Genomic DNA, 17,392 nt, shown 5'->3' on the forward strand with positions numbered 1-17,392 from the left:
ACACTCCCTTCGTTCGGTGCCGTGAGGGCACCAGGCAAAGGGGGCGAATGCCGATGGTCGTCGGCGTCGTTGCGGGGGCGGCGGTTCTCGCCGTTCTCGTGCTGATCGGTGTGTTCAAGATGATGTGGCGGGTCGCCGAGCCGAACGAGGCGCTCATCATCTCCGGTTCGAACCATCGGACCGAAGGTCTCGAAGCAGGCATGGGTTTCCGCATCGTCACGGGGCGCGGCACGCTGGTACTGCCGGGCGTGCAGGCGGTGCGCAAGCTGTCACTGGACCTGAACGAGACCGAGTTGTCGGTGGACTGCGTGACCCAGCAGGGCATTCCGCTGAAGGTACGGGGGGTGGTCATCTTCAAGGTGGGCGACGACTTCGTGTCGATCGCCAACGCGGGCCGGCGGTTCCTGGACCAGCAGAAGCTGATGTCCGAGCGGGTGCACAACGTGTTCGCCGGTCATCTGCGGTCCATCGTGGGCGGGTTGACGGTCGAGGACATGATCCGCGACCGGGACAAGCTCACCGGGCAGACCCGGGCCGCCTGTGGCACGGAGATGGAGAAGCTGGGGCTCATCGTCGACTCCCTGCAGATCCACGAGATCGAGGATCCGACCGGGTACATCAAGAACCTGGCGATGCCGCACGCGGCCGCCGTGCAGCGGGACGCGCGGATCGCGCAGGCGGAGGCCAATCGTCTCGCCACCGAGGCGGAGCAGGCCTCGTTCGCCCGGATGGCGGAGGCCACCCGGGACAGCGAGATCCTCCAGGCCGGCTACCAGGCCGAGCGCGACAAGGCGGCGGCCCAGTCCCGCCAGGCCGGTCCGCTCGCCGATGCGGCCGCCCGGCAGGAGGTCGTCGTCCAGGAGACGCGGGTCGCCGAGCTGGAGGCGCACCGGCGTGAGCAGCAGCTCCAGGCGGACGTCCGCAAGCCTGCCGACGCCAAGGCCTACGAGAAGCGCACGCTGGCCGAGGCCGAGCGGGACGCACGCATCTCGGCGGCCCAGGCCAAGGCGAAGGAGACGGAACTGGCGGCGGCGGCCGAGGCGACCCGGGTCAAGGCGGCCGCGAGCGCCGAGGCCGAGGCCACCAAGGCCCGGGGTACGGCGAGCGCTGCCGCGACCCGCGCCACCGGTGAGGCCGAGGCGGCCGCGGCACAGGCCAGGGGCCTGGCGGACGCCGAGGCGGCCAAGGCCAAGGGCCTCGCCGAGGCGGAGGCCATCAAGGCCCGTGCCGCCGCCCTGGCGGAGAACCAGGAGGCGGTGGTCGCCCAGCAACTCGCCGAGAACTGGCCGGAGATCGTGAAGGCCGGCGCTTCGGCGTTCGGCAACGTCGACAACATGGTGCTGCTCAACGGCGCCGACGGCATGGGGGAGATGTTCGCCAAGGCGCTCACGATGGGCGGCACCGGACTGGGGCTGGCCCGCCAGCTGCTGGCCTCGATGAACAAGAACGGGCAGGACCACACCGGGGCTTCGCCGGTCCTCAACGGCGTCGCGGCCCCGAAGGCGCAGAAGGTTCCGGTGGAGCAGGACGGCGAGTAGCCGCCGGCGCGACGCACGACAGGGGTGCCCCCGGCAGGTCCGGGGGCATCTCCGCGCTCACTCTCGCTCGTTGAGCCGCCGCAACAGCTCCAGCAGGGTGCTCCGCTCGGCCGCCGTCAGCCCGGCGAAGCATCCGGCGAGCACCTCGCCGGACACCCCGTGCCCGGCCGCCAGGATGCGCTCGCCGTCCGGGGTGAGGTGGTGCTGGATGCGGCGTCCGTGGCCCGGCCGCCGTTCCACCAGACCCTGCGCGGCCAGCCGGCCCACCAGCGTGCCGAAGGCCTGCTCGCTCTGGAAGGTGGCGGCGGCCAGCTCGCGCGCCGAGGCGCCGGGCAGCCGGTCGATGGCGCGCAGCGCGTCCCACTGCGCGAGGGTGGTACCGACGGCCGAGAGCGCGCTGTCCATCGCCCGGTGCTGCCGGTACTGGGCCTGTTTCACCGCTCTTCCGAGAACGTGCAGGTCATCGTGCATGGGCTGAGTCTAACTCATGACTAAGCTTGTTTAAATAAAGATGTTTAGTTAGAGTTCCCGGCATGACGACGAACCGCACCGTCCAGGTGTATCCCGACCTGCCCGTCTCTCTCACCGAGGCCGGTTCCGGTCGCCCCGTCCTCGTCCTGCACGGAGGCGGCGGCCCCGCCACCGTCGCCGGTCTCGCCGCCCGCCTCGCCGAGTCCGGCCGCGTGCTCACCCCCGTCCATCCCGGCTGGGACGGAACGCCCCGCCCCGACTGGTTCACGAGCGTGGAGGACCTCGCCGTCGCCTATCTCCACCTGCTCCAGGACTGCGAGGCGGGCGACGTCCTGGTGGTCGGCTCCTCGCTGGGCGGTCAACTCGCCGCCGAGATGGCGATACGCGACACCGGGGGGCTGATCACCGGCCTGGTCCTGGTCAACGCGGTCGGCGCGGACGTCGAAGGCGAGCAGGTCACCGACTTCTTCGCGCTGGACCCGCGCGCCCAGGCCGAGCACTCCTGGCACAACCCGGACCGCTTCTACGTCGACCCGGCCACCCTCCCCGCCGCCGAACTCGACCGCCGCCGGGCCAACATGGCGACCATGCGGTTGCTCACCGACGGCGGCCGGATGACCAGTGCGAAGCTGATGCCGAGGCTCGGACGGGTGGCGCAGCCGGTACTGGTGATCTGGGGCGAGAGCGACCGCGTCGTCACCCCCGCCTACGGAGCCGCCTACGCGAAGGCCTTCCCCCAGGGCCGGTTCGAGCCGGTGCCCGGGGCCGGCCACCTTCCGCACATCGAACGCGCCGACTTCACCGCCGAGTTGATCGAGACCGAGCTGCGCCGTACCGGCACCCCGCGTGTTCTCGCAGGCTGAGGCCCCTTAGGGTGCCCTCGTGACTGCGCTTACCGACGACGAGAACATTCCCGGCCGTTACGGCCCCACCGCGACCACCGAAGCCGACCCGCGCGGGGTCGGCAGGGTGCGCACCGAATACTCCCCCGCCCACGACGGCGACCCCGATCCCGGTGAGATCGTGTGGACCTGGGTGCCCTTCGAGGAGAACGACGGCCGGGGCAAGGACCGTCCGGTGCTGGTCGTCGCCCGCGAGGCGGCCGGCACCCTGCTCGCCGTGCAACTGTCGAGCAAGCGGCACGACAACGACCGCGAGTGGGTGGCGATCGGCAGCGGCCCCTGGGACCGGTCGGGACGTGATTCCTGGATCGACGTGGACCGAGTGCTGCGGCTGCACGAGGACGGCATGCGCCGGGAGGCCTGCTCGCTGGACCGGGGCCGCTTCAACCTCGTACGCAACCGGCTGCACGAGCGCTACGGCTGGCGGTGAGCGGCTGACCGTCGAGGGCGGAGGCTTCCCGGAACGTCTCGGTGAAGGCCGCAAGGACCGGCGATCCCGGCGTACGGTCCAGGACCCCGAACACCACGTGCTCGAAGGTCCGCGCGAACCGTCCGCCGGGTCCCAGCAGGCCGTGGAAGGCCTCCGCGACCTGCCGGGGGTCGTTCTGGAAGACCCCGCAGCCCCAGGCGCCGAGGACCATCCGCCGGTATCCGTGCGCGGCGGCCACCTCCAGGACCCGCTCGGCCCGGACCGCGAGGGCGCCCGGCAGCTCACCGGTGCGATCCGGTGCCGTACGGCGGACCACGCCCGCGTTGGGCGCCGCGGAGGTGAGGAAACCGGCGCGGTAGGGCTCCGCGAGGAGCCGGCCGCGGTCGTCGCGGAAGACCGGGACCGCCGGGGAGTGGATCACCCGGTCCGAGTAGAACGGGTCGCGGTGGGCGCGGTGGTGGTCGTAGAAGGCCCGGGCGTGCACCTGGCAGGCGTAGAGCGCGGAGGCGCGGCACAGGGCCTCCTCCTGCGCCTGGGCGCCGTTCAGATAGCCGCCGCCCGGATTGCGGGCGGAGGCGAAGTTCAGGACGGCGACCGGGGCGTCGGCCAGCCGGCGGGCGGCCTCCAGGCTGCTCTCGCCGGTCACCTCGACGACGGTCCGGGCCGGTGAGACCTCCGCAACCGGCACCGGTTCCGGGCCGTGGATCCGCGTCCCGGCCTGTGCGGCGGCGATGTCGGCGGCCAGGAGAATCTCCCGGCCGTCGGGCGTCCGGTAGCCCCCCGCCGCCACGATCCGCTCGGTCTCCTGGGCGATTCCACGCAGGCGCGCACTCATGGCGCCACCCCCGTGGACGCCATGACCGCGGCCCGCGCGATCTCCCCCGTCGTGCCCATACAGGCATCCTGAGCGATGCTGGTAATCCGGTGCAACGGAGTTTCCCGCGCCCGAAACGGTGCCGGAACGTGCGAGGAAGCAGAGGTTACCGATCCAGAACGTCCCGATAGGTGCCCTTGTGCGAATCGGCGCGAAGGTCTTGGGTGGAACGGACGATGCCGTCCCGGACCCAACAACTGCCGGGCCGGCGACATGGTGGAATCTCAGGAGGATCCCTACATGTCCGACTCGATATCCGACGGCGGCCACTGTACCGACGGGTCGGTGAAGACCGACTTCTCGGACGACCGCACCGCTGTCACCGAGGCCGAGGTGGAGGCCCTCGTCAAGGGCATCTGCTTCAAGACCGGCCCGCCCCGCACGGTCGGGGTCGAAGTGGAATGGCTGGTCCACGAGCTGCGGCGACCGCGGCTCCGCGTGACACCGGAACGACTCGAAGCGGCCTACGCCGCACTGCGCACGGTACCCCTGGGGTCGGCACTCACCGTCGAACCCGGCGGCCAGCTGGAGCTGAGCTCGCCGCCCGCCGCCTCCCTGATGGAGTGCATCGGTACCGTCTCCGCCGACCTGGACGCCGTCCGCACCGTCCTCGCCCGGCAGGGCCTCGGCCTCATGGGCGCCGGTCACGAACCCTGGCACACGCCCCGCCGTTTCCTGCGCGAGCCGCGCTACGACGCGATGGAGGCCTGTCTGGACCGGACCGGCCCGGCCGGCCGGCACATGATGTGCTCCTCGGCGTCCGTCCAGGTCTGCCTGGACGCCGGCCACGAGGAGCCGGGCCCGCTGGGACACGTCCGCCGCTGGTGGCTGTCCCACCAGCTGGGCCCGGTCCTGGTGGCCGCCTTCGCGAACTCCCCCCTGGCGGGAGGGCGGCCCACCGGCTGGGTCTCCACCCGGCAGCTGCTGTGGATGGAGATCGGCGCGGGCCGCGCGGGAGCGCCCCCGCTGACCGGCGACCCGCGCGAGTCCTGGGCCCGGCACGTGCTGGACGCCCCGGTGATGTGCGTCAGGCGCGACGGCGGTCCCTGGGAGGTCCCCGAGGGGCTCACCTTCCGGGAGTGGACCCGGTCGGGATCGCCCACCAGGGCTGATCTCGCCTACCACCTCACCACGCTGTTCCCGCCGGTCCGGCCGCGCGGTCATCTGGAGCTGCGGATGATCGACGCGCAGCCCGGCGACGACGGCTGGATCGTGCCGCTGGCGGTGACGACGGCGCTGTTCGACGACGCGGAGGCCGCCGAGACCGCGTACCGGACGGTGAAGCCGCTGACCGAGCGGGCACAGCCGCGAGCGGCCCCGCACAATCCGCTGTGGATCGACGCGGCCCGCACCGGGCTCCGCGACCCGGAGCTGCACGAGGTGACCGTCGCCTGTTTCGCGGCGGCGCTGGAGGCCCTGCCCCGGCTGGGAGCGACCCCGGAGGTCCTAGCCGCCGTGACCGAGTACTCCGACCGGTACGTCCGCCGGGGCCGCTGCCCGGCCGACGACCTGCTGGACCCCCTGCGCGGCACACCGAGCCGCGCCCACGGGAAGGACATCCCCGTATGACCGCCCCCGAGACCGACATCGACATCGAGACCCTGCGCGACCGGGCCCTGAAGTCCCTGACCACGGCCCGGGACCGCACCACGCTCCTGACCAGCTGCGTCGAGGGGCCCGACCTCACCGCCCAGCACTCCCCGCTGATGTCCCCACTGGTCTGGGACCTGGCGCACATCGGCAACCAGGAAGAGCTCTGGCTGCTGCGCAACGTCGGCGGCCGGGAGGCGATGCGCCCCGAGATCGACAGCCTCTACGACGCCTTCGAGCACCCGCGCTCCGAACGGCCCACGCTGCCGCTGCTGCCGCCCGAGGAGGCCCGGCGCTATGCGGCGGAGGTGCGCGGGCGGGCTCTGGACCTGCTGGAGGGCCCGGCGTTCGGCGGCGGCACCCGGCTGACCGAGGCGGGATTCGCCTTCGGGATGATCGCCCAGCACGAACAGCAGCACGACGAGACGATGCTGATCACCCATCAGCTGCGCAAGGGCCCCCAGGCCCTGACCGCCCCGGACCCGGACCCGGCACCGCCGTTCACCGGCCCGGCCGAAGTACTGGTTCCCGGCGGCCCGTTCATCATGGGCACCTCCACCGAGCCGTGGGCGCTGGACAACGAACGTCCCGCGCACCGGCGGGAGGTGGCGCCCTACTGGATCGACACCACCCCGGTGACCAACGGCCGGTACCTGGAGTTCATCGAGGACGGCGGCTACGAGAACGAGCGCTGGTGGACGCCCGAGGGCTGGGCGCACATCCGGCAGCACGCGATCAGCGCCCCGCACTTCTGGCACCGCGAGGGCGGCCGGTGGCTGCGCCGCCGGTTCGGGGCCACCGAGGTGGTGCCACCCGAGGAGCCGGTGCTGCACGTGTGCTGGTACGAGGCGGACGCCTACGCCCGCTGGGCCGGCCGCCGGCTGCCCACCGAGGCCGAGTGGGAGAAGGCCGCCCGGCACCACCCTGGTGAGAACCGGTCCCGGCGCTACCCGTGGGGCGACGCGGAACCGGGGCCGGCGCACGCCAACCTCGGCCAGCGCCATCTGCGCCCCGCCCCGGCAGGCAGCTACCCGGAGGGCGAGTCGCCGCTGGGTGTACGGCAGTTGATCGGTGACGTCTGGGAGTGGACGGCCAGCGACTTCCTCCCCTACCCCGGCTTCACCGCCTTCCCGTACAAGGAGTACTCGGAGGTGTTCTTCGGCCCCGAGTACAAGGTGCTGCGCGGCGGTTCGTTCGCCGTGGACCCGGTGGCCTGCCGGGGGACGTTCCGCAACTGGGACTACCCGATCCGGCGGCAGATCTTCTCCGGCTTCCGCACCGCCCGTACCGCGGAGAGCGCCTGATGTGCCGCCACCTCGCCTGCCTGGGCCCCGAGGAGCCGCTCGGCCGGCTCCTCGTGGAGCCCGGACACTCCCTGTACCGCCAGTCGTGGGCGCCCCGGCGGCAGCGCTACGGGACGGTCAACGCCGATGGTTTCGGCGTCGGCTGGTACGCCGCCGGGGACCCGCAGCCGGCCCGGTACCGGCGGGCCGGGCCGATCTGGGCCGACCAGTCCTTCGCCGACCTGGCCCGCGTGGTGCGCACCGGCGCGCTGCTGGCCGCCGTACGCGACGCGACGCTGGCGGGTGCGGACGCGGAGGCCGCGGCGGCACCGTTCGCCGCGGGCCGCTGGCTGTTCAGTCACAACGGGGCGATCCCCGGCTGGCCCCAGGCCATGGCGTCCCTGGTCCCGCTGCTGCCCCCGGTGGACCTGCTGTCGATGGAGGCACGCACCGACTCGGCGTTCGCCTGGGCGCTGGTCCTGCACCGGTTGCGGTCCGGCACGCCACCGGGCCCCGCCCTTGCCGAAACGGTTCTCCAGATCGCCGAGGCGGCCCCGGCGGCCCGGCTGAACCTGCTGCTCACCGACGGCGAGACCATCGCCGCCACGGCCTGGGGCGACAGCCTCAGCCACTTCTCGGAACCCGGCCGGCGCATCGTCGTCGCCTCCGAGCCGTACGACGACGACCCGCGCTGGCAGGAGGTCCCCGACCGCACGCTGCTCGTCGCGAGCCGCCGGGGCGTCACCCTCGCCCCGGTCGGGACGCCGGTCGACGGCCCGGTGGAGGCCCCGGCATCCGCATCCCCGAAGGAGCCCTGTACGTGAGTCCCCTCCGTGTCACCCGCACCCTTCCCGAGGACGCGACGGACGCCGCACTGCGCGCCGATGTCCTGAACGGCCTCACCGCCACCCCCAAGACGCTGCCGCCCAAGTGGTTCTACGATGCCCGGGGCAGTGAACTGTTCGAGCGGATCACCGAGTTGCCCGAGTACTACCCGACCCGGGCCGAACGGGAGATCCTGCTCGCCCGGTCCGGTGAGATCGCCGCCGCGAGCGGTGCCCGCACCCTGGTGGAGCTGGGCTCCGGCTCCTCCGAGAAGACCCGTCTGCTGATCGACGCGCTCACCTCCCTGGAGGTGTACGTCCCGGTCGACGTCAGCGAGAGCGCGCTGACACAGGCCGGGCAGGCGCTCATCGAGGAGCGGCCGGAGCTGTCCGTGCACGCCCTGATCGCCGACTTCACCGGCCGGATGAGCCTGCCCGAGACCCCGGGGCCGCGGCTGCTGGCGTTCCTCGGCGGCACGATCGGCAATCTGCTGCCCGCCGAGCGGGCCCGGTTCCTGGCCTCGGTGCGGGGGCTGCTCACGCCCGGTGACGCGCTGCTCCTCGGCACCGACCTGGTCAAGGAAGAGGACGTGCTGGTCCGGGCGTACGACGACGCGGCCGGGGTGACGGCCGAGTTCAACAAGAACGTCCTGGCCGTCGTCGACCGGGAACTGGACGCCGACTTCGACCCGGGCGCCTTCGACCATGTCGCCCTGTGGGACGCGGACGAGGAGTGGATCGAGATGCGGCTGCGCTCCCGGGTCGCGCAGACCGTGAAGGTGCCGGCGCTCGACCTGGCCGTGGACTTCGCGGCGGGCGAGGAACTGCGCACCGAGGTCTCGGCGAAGTTCCGGCGGGACGGCGTGACCTCCGAACTGGCCACTGCCGGACTTGAGCTGACCAACTGGTGGACCGACGCGCAGGACCGCTTCGCGCTCTCCCTGAGCGTCGCCCGCTGACCCGCCGGCTCAGCCGAGGTCCGGCGCGAGCAGCTCGGTGATCTTGCGGGAGGCGCGGCGGGCCTCGGTCCCGGGGTCCGCCCCGCCGAGCACCCTGGTCATGTAGCCCTTGATCGGGTTGTCGGCCTCGACCGCCGGCCAGTCCGGGGTGTGGGGGGTCGCCCGCCCTTGCGCGGCGCCCGCCGCCATGGCGGCGACCCCCTCCGACCCGGCGACCGCGCCGGCCAGCGTGGTCTTGTTGGGCACGTAGTTCATGGTGCGGGCCAGTTCGGTGTCCCACTGGGCGCCGGCGAGGGAACCGACGACCGCGGTCGCGTCGTAGGGCCGATCCGTGTTCTGCGGCACCACGAGGTCGGAGCCGCCGGTGAAGACGGCGCCGGGGTGGTCGGCGGTGCGGCCCGGCACCGGGAAGTAACCGATCTCGTCCTTGAGTTCGGGGTTCTCCTGCACGATGGACTGGGCGAGGCCGGGCACCGCGATGAGCTGGGCGACCCGGCCACCCGCGAACACCTGGGCCTGGGGCGGGTGTTCCTCGTCGGCGTCGACGGGCCCTTTGCCGAGGGCCTGGAGCCGCCGGTAGAAGTCCATCCCGCGCAGCGCGGCCGGGCTGTCCAGGGTGCCCTTCCAGCCGGCGTCCGTCTCCACGGCGAGATCGCCGCCCTCGTCCCAGACGAACCCGGAGAGGGTGTACCAGTCCTGTCCGGCGAGGTAGATTCCCTGGTTCCCGTCGGAGTCGAGCTTCTGGGTGTCGGCCAGCCACTCGTCGCGGGTCCTGGGCGGCGAGGTGATGCCGGCCTTCCTGAAGAGGTCCTTGCGGTAGATGACCACGCGGTTGGCCGCGTACCAGGGGATGCCGTACTGGCGGGAGTCGTCCCGGCCGGGTTCGGCGAGGCCGGGCAGCCAGTGCTCCTTGCCCCAGTCCCGCATCGACTCCAGGGTGAGGTCGGTGAGCCGGCCGCCCTCGACGTACTGCGGGACCTGGGTGTTGCCGACCTCGATGACGTCGGGAGCGTCCGCGGAGTCGGATCTGAGTGCCGCCTGCACCTTGTCCACGATCCCGGTCCACTGCTGGACACGGATGTCGAGGCGGATGTCCTTGTGGGTGCGCTCGAAGTCCGCGGTGAACCGGCGCAGGAACTCCTGGGAGGCGCTGTTCTGCATGAGCCACACCGTGACGGTGTGCCGCCCGCCCGATCCGCCCGGCAGGACGCCACAGGCGCCGAGCAGGGCGGCGGACACACAGACGAGGGCGAGCGGGCGTCGACGTCTCACGAGGGGTTCCTGTTCTGTCTGGCGGACAGGGGAAATGGCCCGACGTGGGGGACGAGCACGGTGGCTCGTACGGGTGTACGGGATTTTGGTATGGACCAATACGCAGGGTCAAGGCCCGCAGGGTCACCGCCCCTCAGGCCGTGACCCTGGCGACGAACGCCGCGAGGTTGGCGACGGTCCGCCGGACCTTCTCCTCCAGGGTGAGCGACTCGGGCAGACGGGAGCCGGCGCCCGCGTCCTTCCTGCCCCGTACGTACAGCGGGCAGGCGAGGTCGCTGCACAGGTAGACACCCACGGAATTGCCCTGCTGCCCGGCCTTGCCGGCCTTCGCGGCGACCATCAGCGAGACGCCTCCGGTATGGGTGGTCAGGCAGATCGAGCACATGCTGCGCCGGGTCTGCCAGGAGGCGGCACCGGAGGAGCGCAGGGCCAGGGCCACCGGGCGTCCGTCCAGCTCGACGGCCAGGTAGGCCCGGTCGGGCGCCTGGGGGTCCCGCCAGCCGAGAAAGTCCAGGTCGTCCCAGGGCCGGTCGGCCAGGTCGTGGGGGACGGTCAGCCGCTTGGCCTCGCCCTTGGTGCAGTTCACGAAGGCGGTGCGGATCTCCCGCTCGTTCAGGGGTCTCATGAGCGGCAGGCTAATTTGCCTATAGGCTTTAGGCAAATGCATTATGGTTACCGCTGAACAGGAGGAAGGTTATGGCTAGAGCAGGGCTGACCCCGGAGCGGCTGACCATGGCCGGGGCCGAGCTGGCCGACGAGGTCGGCTTCGACCAGGTGACCGTCTCGGCACTCGCCCGGCGGTTCGACGTCAAGGTCGCGAGTCTGTACTCGCACCTGAAGAACTCCCAGGAACTCCGGACCAGGATCGCCCTGTTCGCGCTGGAGGAACTCGCCGACCGGGTCGCCGACGCCCTGGCCGGACGGGCCGGCAAGGACGCCCTGGCCGCCTTCGCGGACGCCTACCGCGACTACGCCCGTGACCACCCGGGCCGCTACGACGCCGCCCGGTTCCGGCTCGATCCCGAGACGGCGGCCGCCAGTGCCGGGGTGCGGCACGCCCATATGACACGGGCCATCCTGCGCGGCTACGACCTGACAGAACCCGACCAGACCCACGCCGTCCGGATGCTGGGCAGCGTCTTCCACGGCTACGTCAGCCTGGAACTGGCCGGGGGCTTCGAGCACAGCGCCCCGGACGCGCGGGAGTCGTGGGCCTGGATCGTGGAGTCCCTGGACACCCTGCTGCGGAGCCGGGCCACCCCCACACACACCTCGACGGGCTGAGGCGATGAACACCGAACACGACTGGATCACCACACCCGTCACCGTGGACCTGCTGCGCGGCTTCCTCGACGTGGAGACGACCGCGCTCGGCCTGCTGCCGCACCGGCTGCCCACCCGGGCGCGCCGGCAGATCCCGGACGCCCAGCTGACCCTGGCCGAGGCCCAGCCCTCCGGCGTGCGGCTGGCCTTCCGTACCCGGGCCACCACGGTCGAACTGGACACACGGCCCACCAAACGGGTGTACAGAGGGTTCCCGGCCCCGCCGGACGGCGTGTACGACCTGCTGGTCGACGGCCGCCTCACGGCCCAGGCCACGGTGACCGGCGGCAACGTGTACACGATCACCGACATGTTCACCCAGTCCGCCGAGCTGACGGAGGGGCCGGCCGGCACGGCCCGGTTCACCGGCCTGCCCGCCGGGGACAAGAGCGTCGAGATCTGGCTTCCGCACACGGAGGTCACCGAGCTGATCGTGCTGCGCACCGACGCCCCCGTCGAGCGGGCGCCGGACAGCGGGCGCAGGGTGTGGCTGCACCACGGCAGTTCCATCAGCCACGGCTCCAACGCCACGCATCCGACAGCCACCTGGCCCGCCCTGGCGGCCGCCCGGGGCGAAGTGGACCTGGTGAACCTGGGGTTCGGCGGCAGCGCGCTGCTGGACCCGTTCACCGCGCGCGCGATGCGGGACACCCCCGCGGACCTGATCAGCCTGAAGATCGGCATCAACCAACGCCGACGCGATGCGCCTGCGCACCTTCACCCCGGCGGTGCACGGCTTCCTCGACACCCTGCGCGAGGGGCATCCGACCACACCGCTGCTGGTCGTGTCGGCCCTCCTGTGCCCGGTCCAGGAGGACACACCGGGACCGCTCGCGCCCGACTTCGACGGCGGCACCCTGCGGTTCAGGGCGACCGGTGATCCGGCCGAAAGCGCCGCCGGGCGCCTGACGCTCAACGTCATCCGCGCCGAACTCGCCCGGATCGTCGCACAGCGCGCGGCCGACGACCCGCATCTGTACCACCTGGACGGCCGTGACCTGTACGGCGAGCGGGAGTACGCGCAGTTCCCGCTGCCCGACGAGATCCATCCCGATCCGGCGGGGCACCGGCGCATCGCCGAGAACTTCGCACGGCTCGTGTTCGGCACGGGCGGCCCCTTCGCCGCCGGTGACCCGATCGCCGACGCCTCGCGCCCGGCGTCCGGATGCGGGACCTTGGAGTGACGACGAGAGGAGCATCCCGATGCCGAACCACACCTACCGGGTCACCGAGATCGTCGGCACCTCCACCGAGGGCATCGACCAAGCCATCCGCAACGGTGTCGCACGCGCCGGCCAGACCCTGCGCAACCTGGACTGGTTCGAGGTGACGCAGGTCAGGGGCCAGATCGAGAACGGACAGATCGAGCACTACCAGGTGGGCCTGAAGGTGGGCTTCCGCATCGACGACGAGGACTGACGCCTGCCGGACCCCGGCCGCGCGGAGTTCGGGTCCGCCCGGGTGGCTCAGGTCCGCCCCTCCCCCTCCTGGGCCTGCTCCAGCGCGGCCGAGCGGTCGGCCCAGCGGGCCCGCACCACGGTGAACCCGGCCCGTTCGGCGTCGTCGCACACCAGCTCGTCGTCATCGACCAGGACCCGGACCGCACGCCGTTCGGCGAGGCGGCGCAGGATCTCCAGCTTGGTGCGCCGGGCGGGCCTGCGGTCGGCGTCGCGCCGCATGTGCACCCGGCCCTCGGGCAGCCCATGGGCGGCCAGCCAGTCCAGGGTGTCGCGTCGGCAGCGGTCCGGCCGTCCGGTGAGATAGACGATCTCGCACTCCCGCGCGGTCGCCACGGCCAGCGCGATCCCCTCCGCGAGCGGCGGATCGTGCGGCGCGGCCGCGAAGAACGCGTCCCAGTCCCGGGGGCTGCGCTCCAGGAACCGCTGCCGGTGCGCGGTGTCGGCGAGGGTGTTGTCGATGTCGAACACGGCGATCGGACGCTTGCTGCTCTCGGTCACGCGGCAACCCTAGCCGGGCGCCGGCGGGGCCGGCCGGCGGCGGGAATCCTGGGGCCGTCGCGGTGTTGAACCCTCTGTGAACGCGCTGATCGCCCGGACCCGGTTCTCCGTCCTCGACCGCTCCCGCACCAGGGAGGGGCACACCCCCGGTGCGGCACTGCGGGACACCGTGGCGCTGGCGCGGGAGGTGGAGGCACTCGGATTCCACCGGTTCTGGGTGTCGGAGCACCACGGGGTGCCCGGGGTCGCCGGTTCGGCGCCGACCGTGCTGGCCGCCGCCGTCGCCGCCGCCACCCGCACCGTCCGCGTGGGCACCGGCGGGGTCATGCTGCCCAACCACCGGCCCCTGGTCGTGGCCGAGCAGTTCGGGGTGCTGGAGTCGCTGTTCCCCGGGCGGATCGACATGGGGCTGGGCCGGTCGGTGGGTTTCACCGACGGGGTCCGCAGGGCGCTCGGGCGCGGCAAGGACGACGCCGAGGACTTCGCGGCGCAACTCGGCGAACTGCTCGGCTGGTTCGAGGGCACTTCGCCGACCGGGGTACGGGCCCGCCCGGCCGAGGGGCTGCGGGTGCCGCCGTTCGTACTGGCGATGGGCGAGGGCGCGGAGATCGCGGCCCGCACCGGGCTGCCGATGGTCATCGGCGACCTGCGCAACCGGGAGCGGATGCTCCGGGGCATCGACCACTACCGCGACCGCTTCCGCCCCTCGCCCTGGGCGGCCGAGCCCTACGTCGTGGTCTCCGGGACCGTCGCCGTCGCCGGTACCCCCGAGGCGGCTCGCCGGCTGCTCGTCCCGGAGGCCTGGTCGATGGCGTACTCCCGCACCCACGGCACCTTCCCGCCGCTGCCCCCGGCCGAGGCGGCCGAGGGCAGGGCGATGACCGCGAAGGAGCGCGGCTTCTACGAGTCCGGACTCGCCGGGCACCTGGCCGGTACCGCGGACCAGGTCGCGGACGAACTGGAGACGGTCCTGAAGGAGACCGCCGCCGACGAGGTCCTGGTCACCACCAGCACGTACGACCGTGCGGCCCTGCTGGACTCGTACCGGCGGCTGGCCCAGATCGTGAACGCCTGATCAGACCTCGGCCGGGTGGTCGGAGCGGATCACGATCTCACCGTCGGCCGCGTCCACCACGGCCCTGTCGCCCGCCGTCAGCTGGCCGGACAGCAGCAGGTCGGCGAGGCGGTCGTCCACCTCGCGCTGGATGGTGCGGCGCAGCGGGCGGGCGCCGAAGTCGGGTTCGTGCCCGAGGTTGGCGAGCAGCCCCGCGGCCGCGTCGGTGACTTCGAGGCCGACCTCCTGGGCGTGCAGGCGGCGCCTGGTGTGTTCCAGCAACAGGTCGACGATCTGGCGCAGTTGGGTGCGGTCAAGGCCGCGGAAGACGATGATCTCGTCGATGCGGTTGAGGAACTCCGGCCGGAAGTGCTGCTGGAGGGCCGGCATCACGGCGTCGCGGACCTTGGCGTAGTCCTCGGTACCGGCGGCCAGGATACGGTCGGCGCCGATGTTCGACGTCATGATGACGACGGTGTTCTTGAAGTTGACGGTACGGCCCTGGGCATCGGTGAGGCGGCCGTCGTCGAGGAGCTGGAGCAGGGTGTTGAAGACGTCCGGGTGCGCCTTCTCCACCTCGTCGAGGAGCAGTACGGCGTACGGCTGCCTGCGCACCGCCTCGGTGAGCTGGCCGGCCTCCTCGTGGCCGACGTACCCGGGCGGGGCCCCGACCAGCCGGGAGACCGTGTGGCGTTCCTGGAACTCGCTCATGTCCAGGCGGATCATGCGGGTGTCGTCGCCGAAGAGGGCGGCGGCCAGGGCGCGGGCCAGCTCGGTCTTGCCGACACCGGTCGGGCCCAGGAAGAGGAAGCTGCCCACGGGACGGTTGGGGTCGCTCATACCGGCCCGGGCACGGCGGACCGCGCGGGCGACGGCGGTGATCGCCTCGTCCTGGCCCACGACCCGCTCGTGCAGGTGCTCCTCCAGCTTGATCAGCCGCTCCCGCTCCTCCTCGGTGAGCTGGGCGACCGGGATGCCGGTGGTGCGGGAGACGACCTCGGCGATGTCCTCGGCGGTGACCTTCGGCGCGTGCTCGTCGTCCGCGCCCTCCTGCGCCAGTTCGGCCTCGGTCTCCCTGATCCGGTCGCGGAGGTCCTTGGCGCGCTCGTACTCCTCGTCGGCGACCGCCTGGTCCTTCTCCCGGCTCAGGGCGGCGATCCGGTCCTCGATGTCCCGGGTGTCGGTGGGCGGGGTCTTCGAACGCAGCCGGACCCGGGCGGCGGCCTGGTCCATCAGGTCGATCGCCTTGTCCGGCAGGAAGCGGGAGGTGATGTACCGGTCGGAGAGCTCGGCGGCCGCGACGACCGCCTCGTCGGTGATGCGGACCTGGTGGTGGGCCTCGTAACGGTCGCGCAGTCCGCGCAGGATCTCGATGGTGTCGTCGACGCTGGGCTCACCGACCAGGATGGGCGCGAACCGGCGTTCCAGGGCCGCGTCCTTCTCGATGTGCTTGCGGTACTCGTCGATCGTGGTCGCGCCGATCAGGTGCAACTCGCCCCGGGCGAGCGCGGGCTTGAGGATGTTGCCCGCGTCCAGGGACCCCTCACCGCCCCCGCCGGCACCGACCACGGTGTGCAACTCGTCCAGGAACAGCACCAGTTGATCGCTGTGCTCGCGGACCTCGTCGAGGAGCTTCTTCAGCCGCTCCTCGAACTCGCCCCGGTACTTGGTGCCGGCCACCATGCCGGCCAGGTCGAGGGAGACCAGCCGCTTGCCTTCGAGGGTCTTGGGCACGTCGCCGGTGACGATCCGCTGCGCGATGCCCTCGACGATGGCGGTCTTGCCGACACCGGGGTCGCCGATCAGGACGGGGTTGTTCTTGCCGCGCCGGGAGAGCACCTCGATGGTCTGCTCGACCTCGTCCTCCCGCCCGATCACCGGGTCCAGGCGGCCCGCCCGGGCGTCCTCGGTGAGATCACGGCCGTACTCGTCGATCGTCGGCGTGGTGCTGGGCGCCTTCCGCTCCGCCGTGCCCTCGGCCGGCATCCGGGTGGGCTCCCAGCCGCTCTCGGCGAGCGCCCGCCCGGCGGTCGACTCCGGGTTCGCGGCGAGCGCGCGCAGCAGGTGCTCGGGGCCGATGTAGGAGGCGCCCTCGGCACGGGAGATCTGGTAGGCGTCGAGCAGGGCGCGCTTGGCGGCCGGGGTGAGGGTGGTGGGCTCCGTCCTCTCCCCGCCGCCGTGGCCCGCGGTGAGCCGCTCGCGGAGCTGGTCGGGGTCCGCGCCCGACTCGGTGAGCAGCCGCCGGGTGGAGTCGTGGGTGGTGGCGGCGGCCAGCAGTTGTCTGGCGTCCAGCTCCTCGCTGCCCTCGGCGCCGGCGAGCTCGCGGGCCTCGGCCACCAGCTCGCGCGCCCGCTCGGAGAGCAGGCTCCCGATGTCGACGCGCTGCGGGCGGCGGGCCGGGGCGCCCGGTCCGGATCCGCCGAAGAACCGGGACATCAGCTCGTCGAAGTCCTCGAAGGGAGTGCGTCCGAATCCGAAACCGGGAGAAGTCATGGGGCCCGGGCCTTTCTGCGATCAGCTCTGCGGTCGGCGGGATTCCGCATGTTCCAACCTGGCACAGGCGCGCCGGACCCGCACGGGGACGCCCGCCGAGATGCGGACCGGGCCGGGGCCGGTGACGCTGGTGGGGAAGCCTCAAGCAGCGAGGAGGGCTGCCATGTCCATGCTGGACAAGCTCAAGGGGATGCTCAAGGGCCATGAGGACCAGGCCAAACAGGGCGTCGAAAAGGGCGGCGACATGATCGACCAGCGGACCGGGAACAAGTACCAGTCCCAGGTCGACATGGGCCAGCGGAAGGCCGGCGACTACATCGACCAGGAGCGGAACCGGAACGACCCTCCGCGGCCCTGACACACCGCACGGACTAGACTCGCGGGGTTTGTCCATTCCTGCCCGGCGAGTCGTCCGTACGGA

General features: G+C 72.2%; 17 protein-coding genes and 1 pseudogene. 12 read left to right on the plus strand and 6 right to left on the minus strand.

The window, feature by feature from the left end; translation table 11 throughout:
- The first annotated feature begins 47 nt into the window (after nt 1–47).
- A complete protein-coding gene (locus tag ACZ4O3_RS36885) occupies nt 48–1,538 on the plus strand; it encodes a flotillin family protein (protein WP_362720587.1) in 1,491 nt (496 codons plus the stop codon).
- Nucleotides 1,539–1,595: 57 nt separating this feature from the next.
- On the opposite strand, the gene ACZ4O3_RS36890 is transcribed toward ACZ4O3_RS36885, so the two are convergent.
- On the minus strand, nt 1,596–2,009 hold the full coding sequence (locus tag ACZ4O3_RS36890) for a MarR family winged helix-turn-helix transcriptional regulator (protein ID WP_362720583.1): 414 nt from the start codon (nt 2,007–2,009) through the stop codon (nt 1,596–1,598).
- Between the two features lie 62 nt (nt 2,010–2,071).
- On the opposite strand from ACZ4O3_RS36890, the gene ACZ4O3_RS36895 reads away from it, so the two are divergent.
- Together ACZ4O3_RS36895 and ACZ4O3_RS36900 are read left to right on the plus strand one after the other, a co-directional pair.
- Entirely contained in the window at nt 2,072–2,872 is an 801-nt protein-coding gene (locus ACZ4O3_RS36895) for an alpha/beta fold hydrolase (RefSeq protein ID WP_467726538.1), read from the plus strand.
- Between the two features lie 19 nt (nt 2,873–2,891).
- Nucleotides 2,892–3,341, plus strand: a complete 450-nt coding sequence (locus ACZ4O3_RS36900; RefSeq protein WP_467726539.1) for a type II toxin-antitoxin system PemK/MazF family toxin — start codon at nt 2,892–2,894, stop codon at nt 3,339–3,341.
- Here ACZ4O3_RS36900 and ACZ4O3_RS36905 read toward each other — a convergent pair.
- Nucleotides 3,295–4,176, minus strand: coding sequence for a TIGR02452 family protein (locus tag ACZ4O3_RS36905; protein WP_467726541.1), 882 nt, complete (start codon nt 4,174–4,176; stop codon nt 3,295–3,297). The two genes, ACZ4O3_RS36900 and ACZ4O3_RS36905, sit on opposite strands and share 47 nt — an antisense overlap.
- Nucleotides 4,177–4,455: 279 nt before the next feature.
- On the opposite strand from ACZ4O3_RS36905, the gene egtA reads away from it, so the two are divergent.
- Genes egtA through egtD form a run of 4 tightly spaced genes read left to right on the plus strand, consistent with a single transcriptional unit; the run spans nt 4,456 to nt 8,871 of the window.
- Nucleotides 4,456–5,784: an ergothioneine biosynthesis glutamate--cysteine ligase EgtA gene (egtA, locus tag ACZ4O3_RS36910; RefSeq protein WP_467726542.1), complete on the plus strand. Its 1,329-nt coding sequence runs from the start codon at nt 4,456–4,458 to the stop codon at nt 5,782–5,784.
- On the plus strand, nt 5,781–7,109 hold the full coding sequence (egtB, locus tag ACZ4O3_RS36915; protein ID WP_362720568.1) for an ergothioneine biosynthesis protein EgtB: 1,329 nt from the start codon (nt 5,781–5,783) through the stop codon (nt 7,107–7,109). Before egtA ends, egtB begins: the two co-directional genes overlap by 4 nt.
- Complete coding sequence (gene egtC, locus ACZ4O3_RS36920; protein ID WP_467726544.1) at nt 7,109–7,912, plus strand: ergothioneine biosynthesis protein EgtC; 804 nt, start codon at nt 7,109–7,111, stop codon at nt 7,910–7,912. Before egtB ends, egtC begins: the two co-directional genes overlap by 1 nt.
- Nucleotides 7,909–8,871 carry an L-histidine N(alpha)-methyltransferase gene (egtD, locus tag ACZ4O3_RS36925; protein ID WP_467726546.1) on the plus strand — a complete coding sequence of 321 codons (963 nt, stop codon included), beginning with the start codon at nt 7,909–7,911 and terminating at the stop codon, nt 8,869–8,871. The genes egtC and egtD overlap by 4 nt, the downstream gene beginning before the upstream one ends.
- Before the next feature lie 9 nt (nt 8,872–8,880).
- Here the strand turns inward: egtD and ACZ4O3_RS36930 are convergent, their stop codons facing one another.
- Together ACZ4O3_RS36930 and ACZ4O3_RS36935 are read right to left on the minus strand one after the other, a co-directional pair.
- Nucleotides 8,881–10,143 (minus strand): extracellular solute-binding protein, encoded by a 1,263-nt coding sequence (locus ACZ4O3_RS36930; RefSeq protein ID WP_467726548.1) that lies wholly within the window; start codon nt 10,141–10,143, stop codon nt 8,881–8,883.
- A 133-nt stretch (nt 10,144–10,276) separates the two neighbouring features.
- A complete protein-coding gene (locus ACZ4O3_RS36935; RefSeq protein WP_467726549.1) occupies nt 10,277–10,768 on the minus strand; it encodes an FBP domain-containing protein in 492 nt (163 codons plus the stop codon).
- A gap of 71 nt (nt 10,769–10,839) precedes the next feature.
- On the opposite strand from ACZ4O3_RS36935, the gene ACZ4O3_RS36940 reads away from it, so the two are divergent.
- The 3 genes and pseudogenes from ACZ4O3_RS36940 to ACZ4O3_RS36950 all read left to right on the plus strand — a co-directional run bounded on the left by ACZ4O3_RS36940 (nt 10,840) and on the right by ACZ4O3_RS36950 (nt 12,885).
- On the plus strand, nt 10,840–11,427 hold the full coding sequence (locus tag ACZ4O3_RS36940; protein ID WP_362729581.1) for a TetR/AcrR family transcriptional regulator: 588 nt from the start codon (nt 10,840–10,842) through the stop codon (nt 11,425–11,427).
- A 4-nt stretch (nt 11,428–11,431) separates the two neighbouring features.
- A pseudogene (locus ACZ4O3_RS36945) lies at nt 11,432–12,650 on the plus strand (GDSL-type esterase/lipase family protein).
- 19 nt (nt 12,651–12,669) lie between these two features.
- Nucleotides 12,670–12,885: a dodecin gene (locus tag ACZ4O3_RS36950; RefSeq protein WP_362722408.1), complete on the plus strand. Its 216-nt coding sequence runs from the start codon at nt 12,670–12,672 to the stop codon at nt 12,883–12,885.
- A gap of 47 nt (nt 12,886–12,932) precedes the next feature.
- Here the strand turns inward: ACZ4O3_RS36950 and ACZ4O3_RS36955 are convergent, their stop codons facing one another.
- Complete coding sequence (locus ACZ4O3_RS36955; RefSeq protein WP_467726550.1) at nt 12,933–13,424, minus strand: phosphatase domain-containing protein; 492 nt, start codon at nt 13,422–13,424, stop codon at nt 12,933–12,935.
- Nucleotides 13,425–13,500: 76 nt separating this feature from the next.
- Here ACZ4O3_RS36955 and ACZ4O3_RS36960 point away from each other — a divergent pair, with 76 nt between their 5' ends.
- Nucleotides 13,501–14,499, plus strand: a complete 999-nt coding sequence (locus ACZ4O3_RS36960) for an LLM class flavin-dependent oxidoreductase (RefSeq protein WP_467726552.1) — start codon at nt 13,501–13,503, stop codon at nt 14,497–14,499.
- Here the strand turns inward: ACZ4O3_RS36960 and ACZ4O3_RS36965 are convergent, their stop codons facing one another.
- Nucleotides 14,500–16,971 carry an ATP-dependent Clp protease ATP-binding subunit gene (locus ACZ4O3_RS36965; RefSeq protein ID WP_467726554.1) on the minus strand — a complete coding sequence of 824 codons (2,472 nt, stop codon included), beginning with the start codon at nt 16,969–16,971 and terminating at the stop codon, nt 14,500–14,502.
- 163 nt (nt 16,972–17,134) lie between these two features.
- Between ACZ4O3_RS36965 and ACZ4O3_RS36970 the strand changes: the two genes are divergently transcribed.
- On the plus strand, nt 17,135–17,329 hold the full coding sequence (locus ACZ4O3_RS36970) for an antitoxin (protein WP_362722395.1): 195 nt from the start codon (nt 17,135–17,137) through the stop codon (nt 17,327–17,329).
- Nucleotides 17,330–17,392: the final 63 nt, after the last annotated feature.

The organism is Streptomyces sp. NPDC026515 (assembly GCF_055567595.1).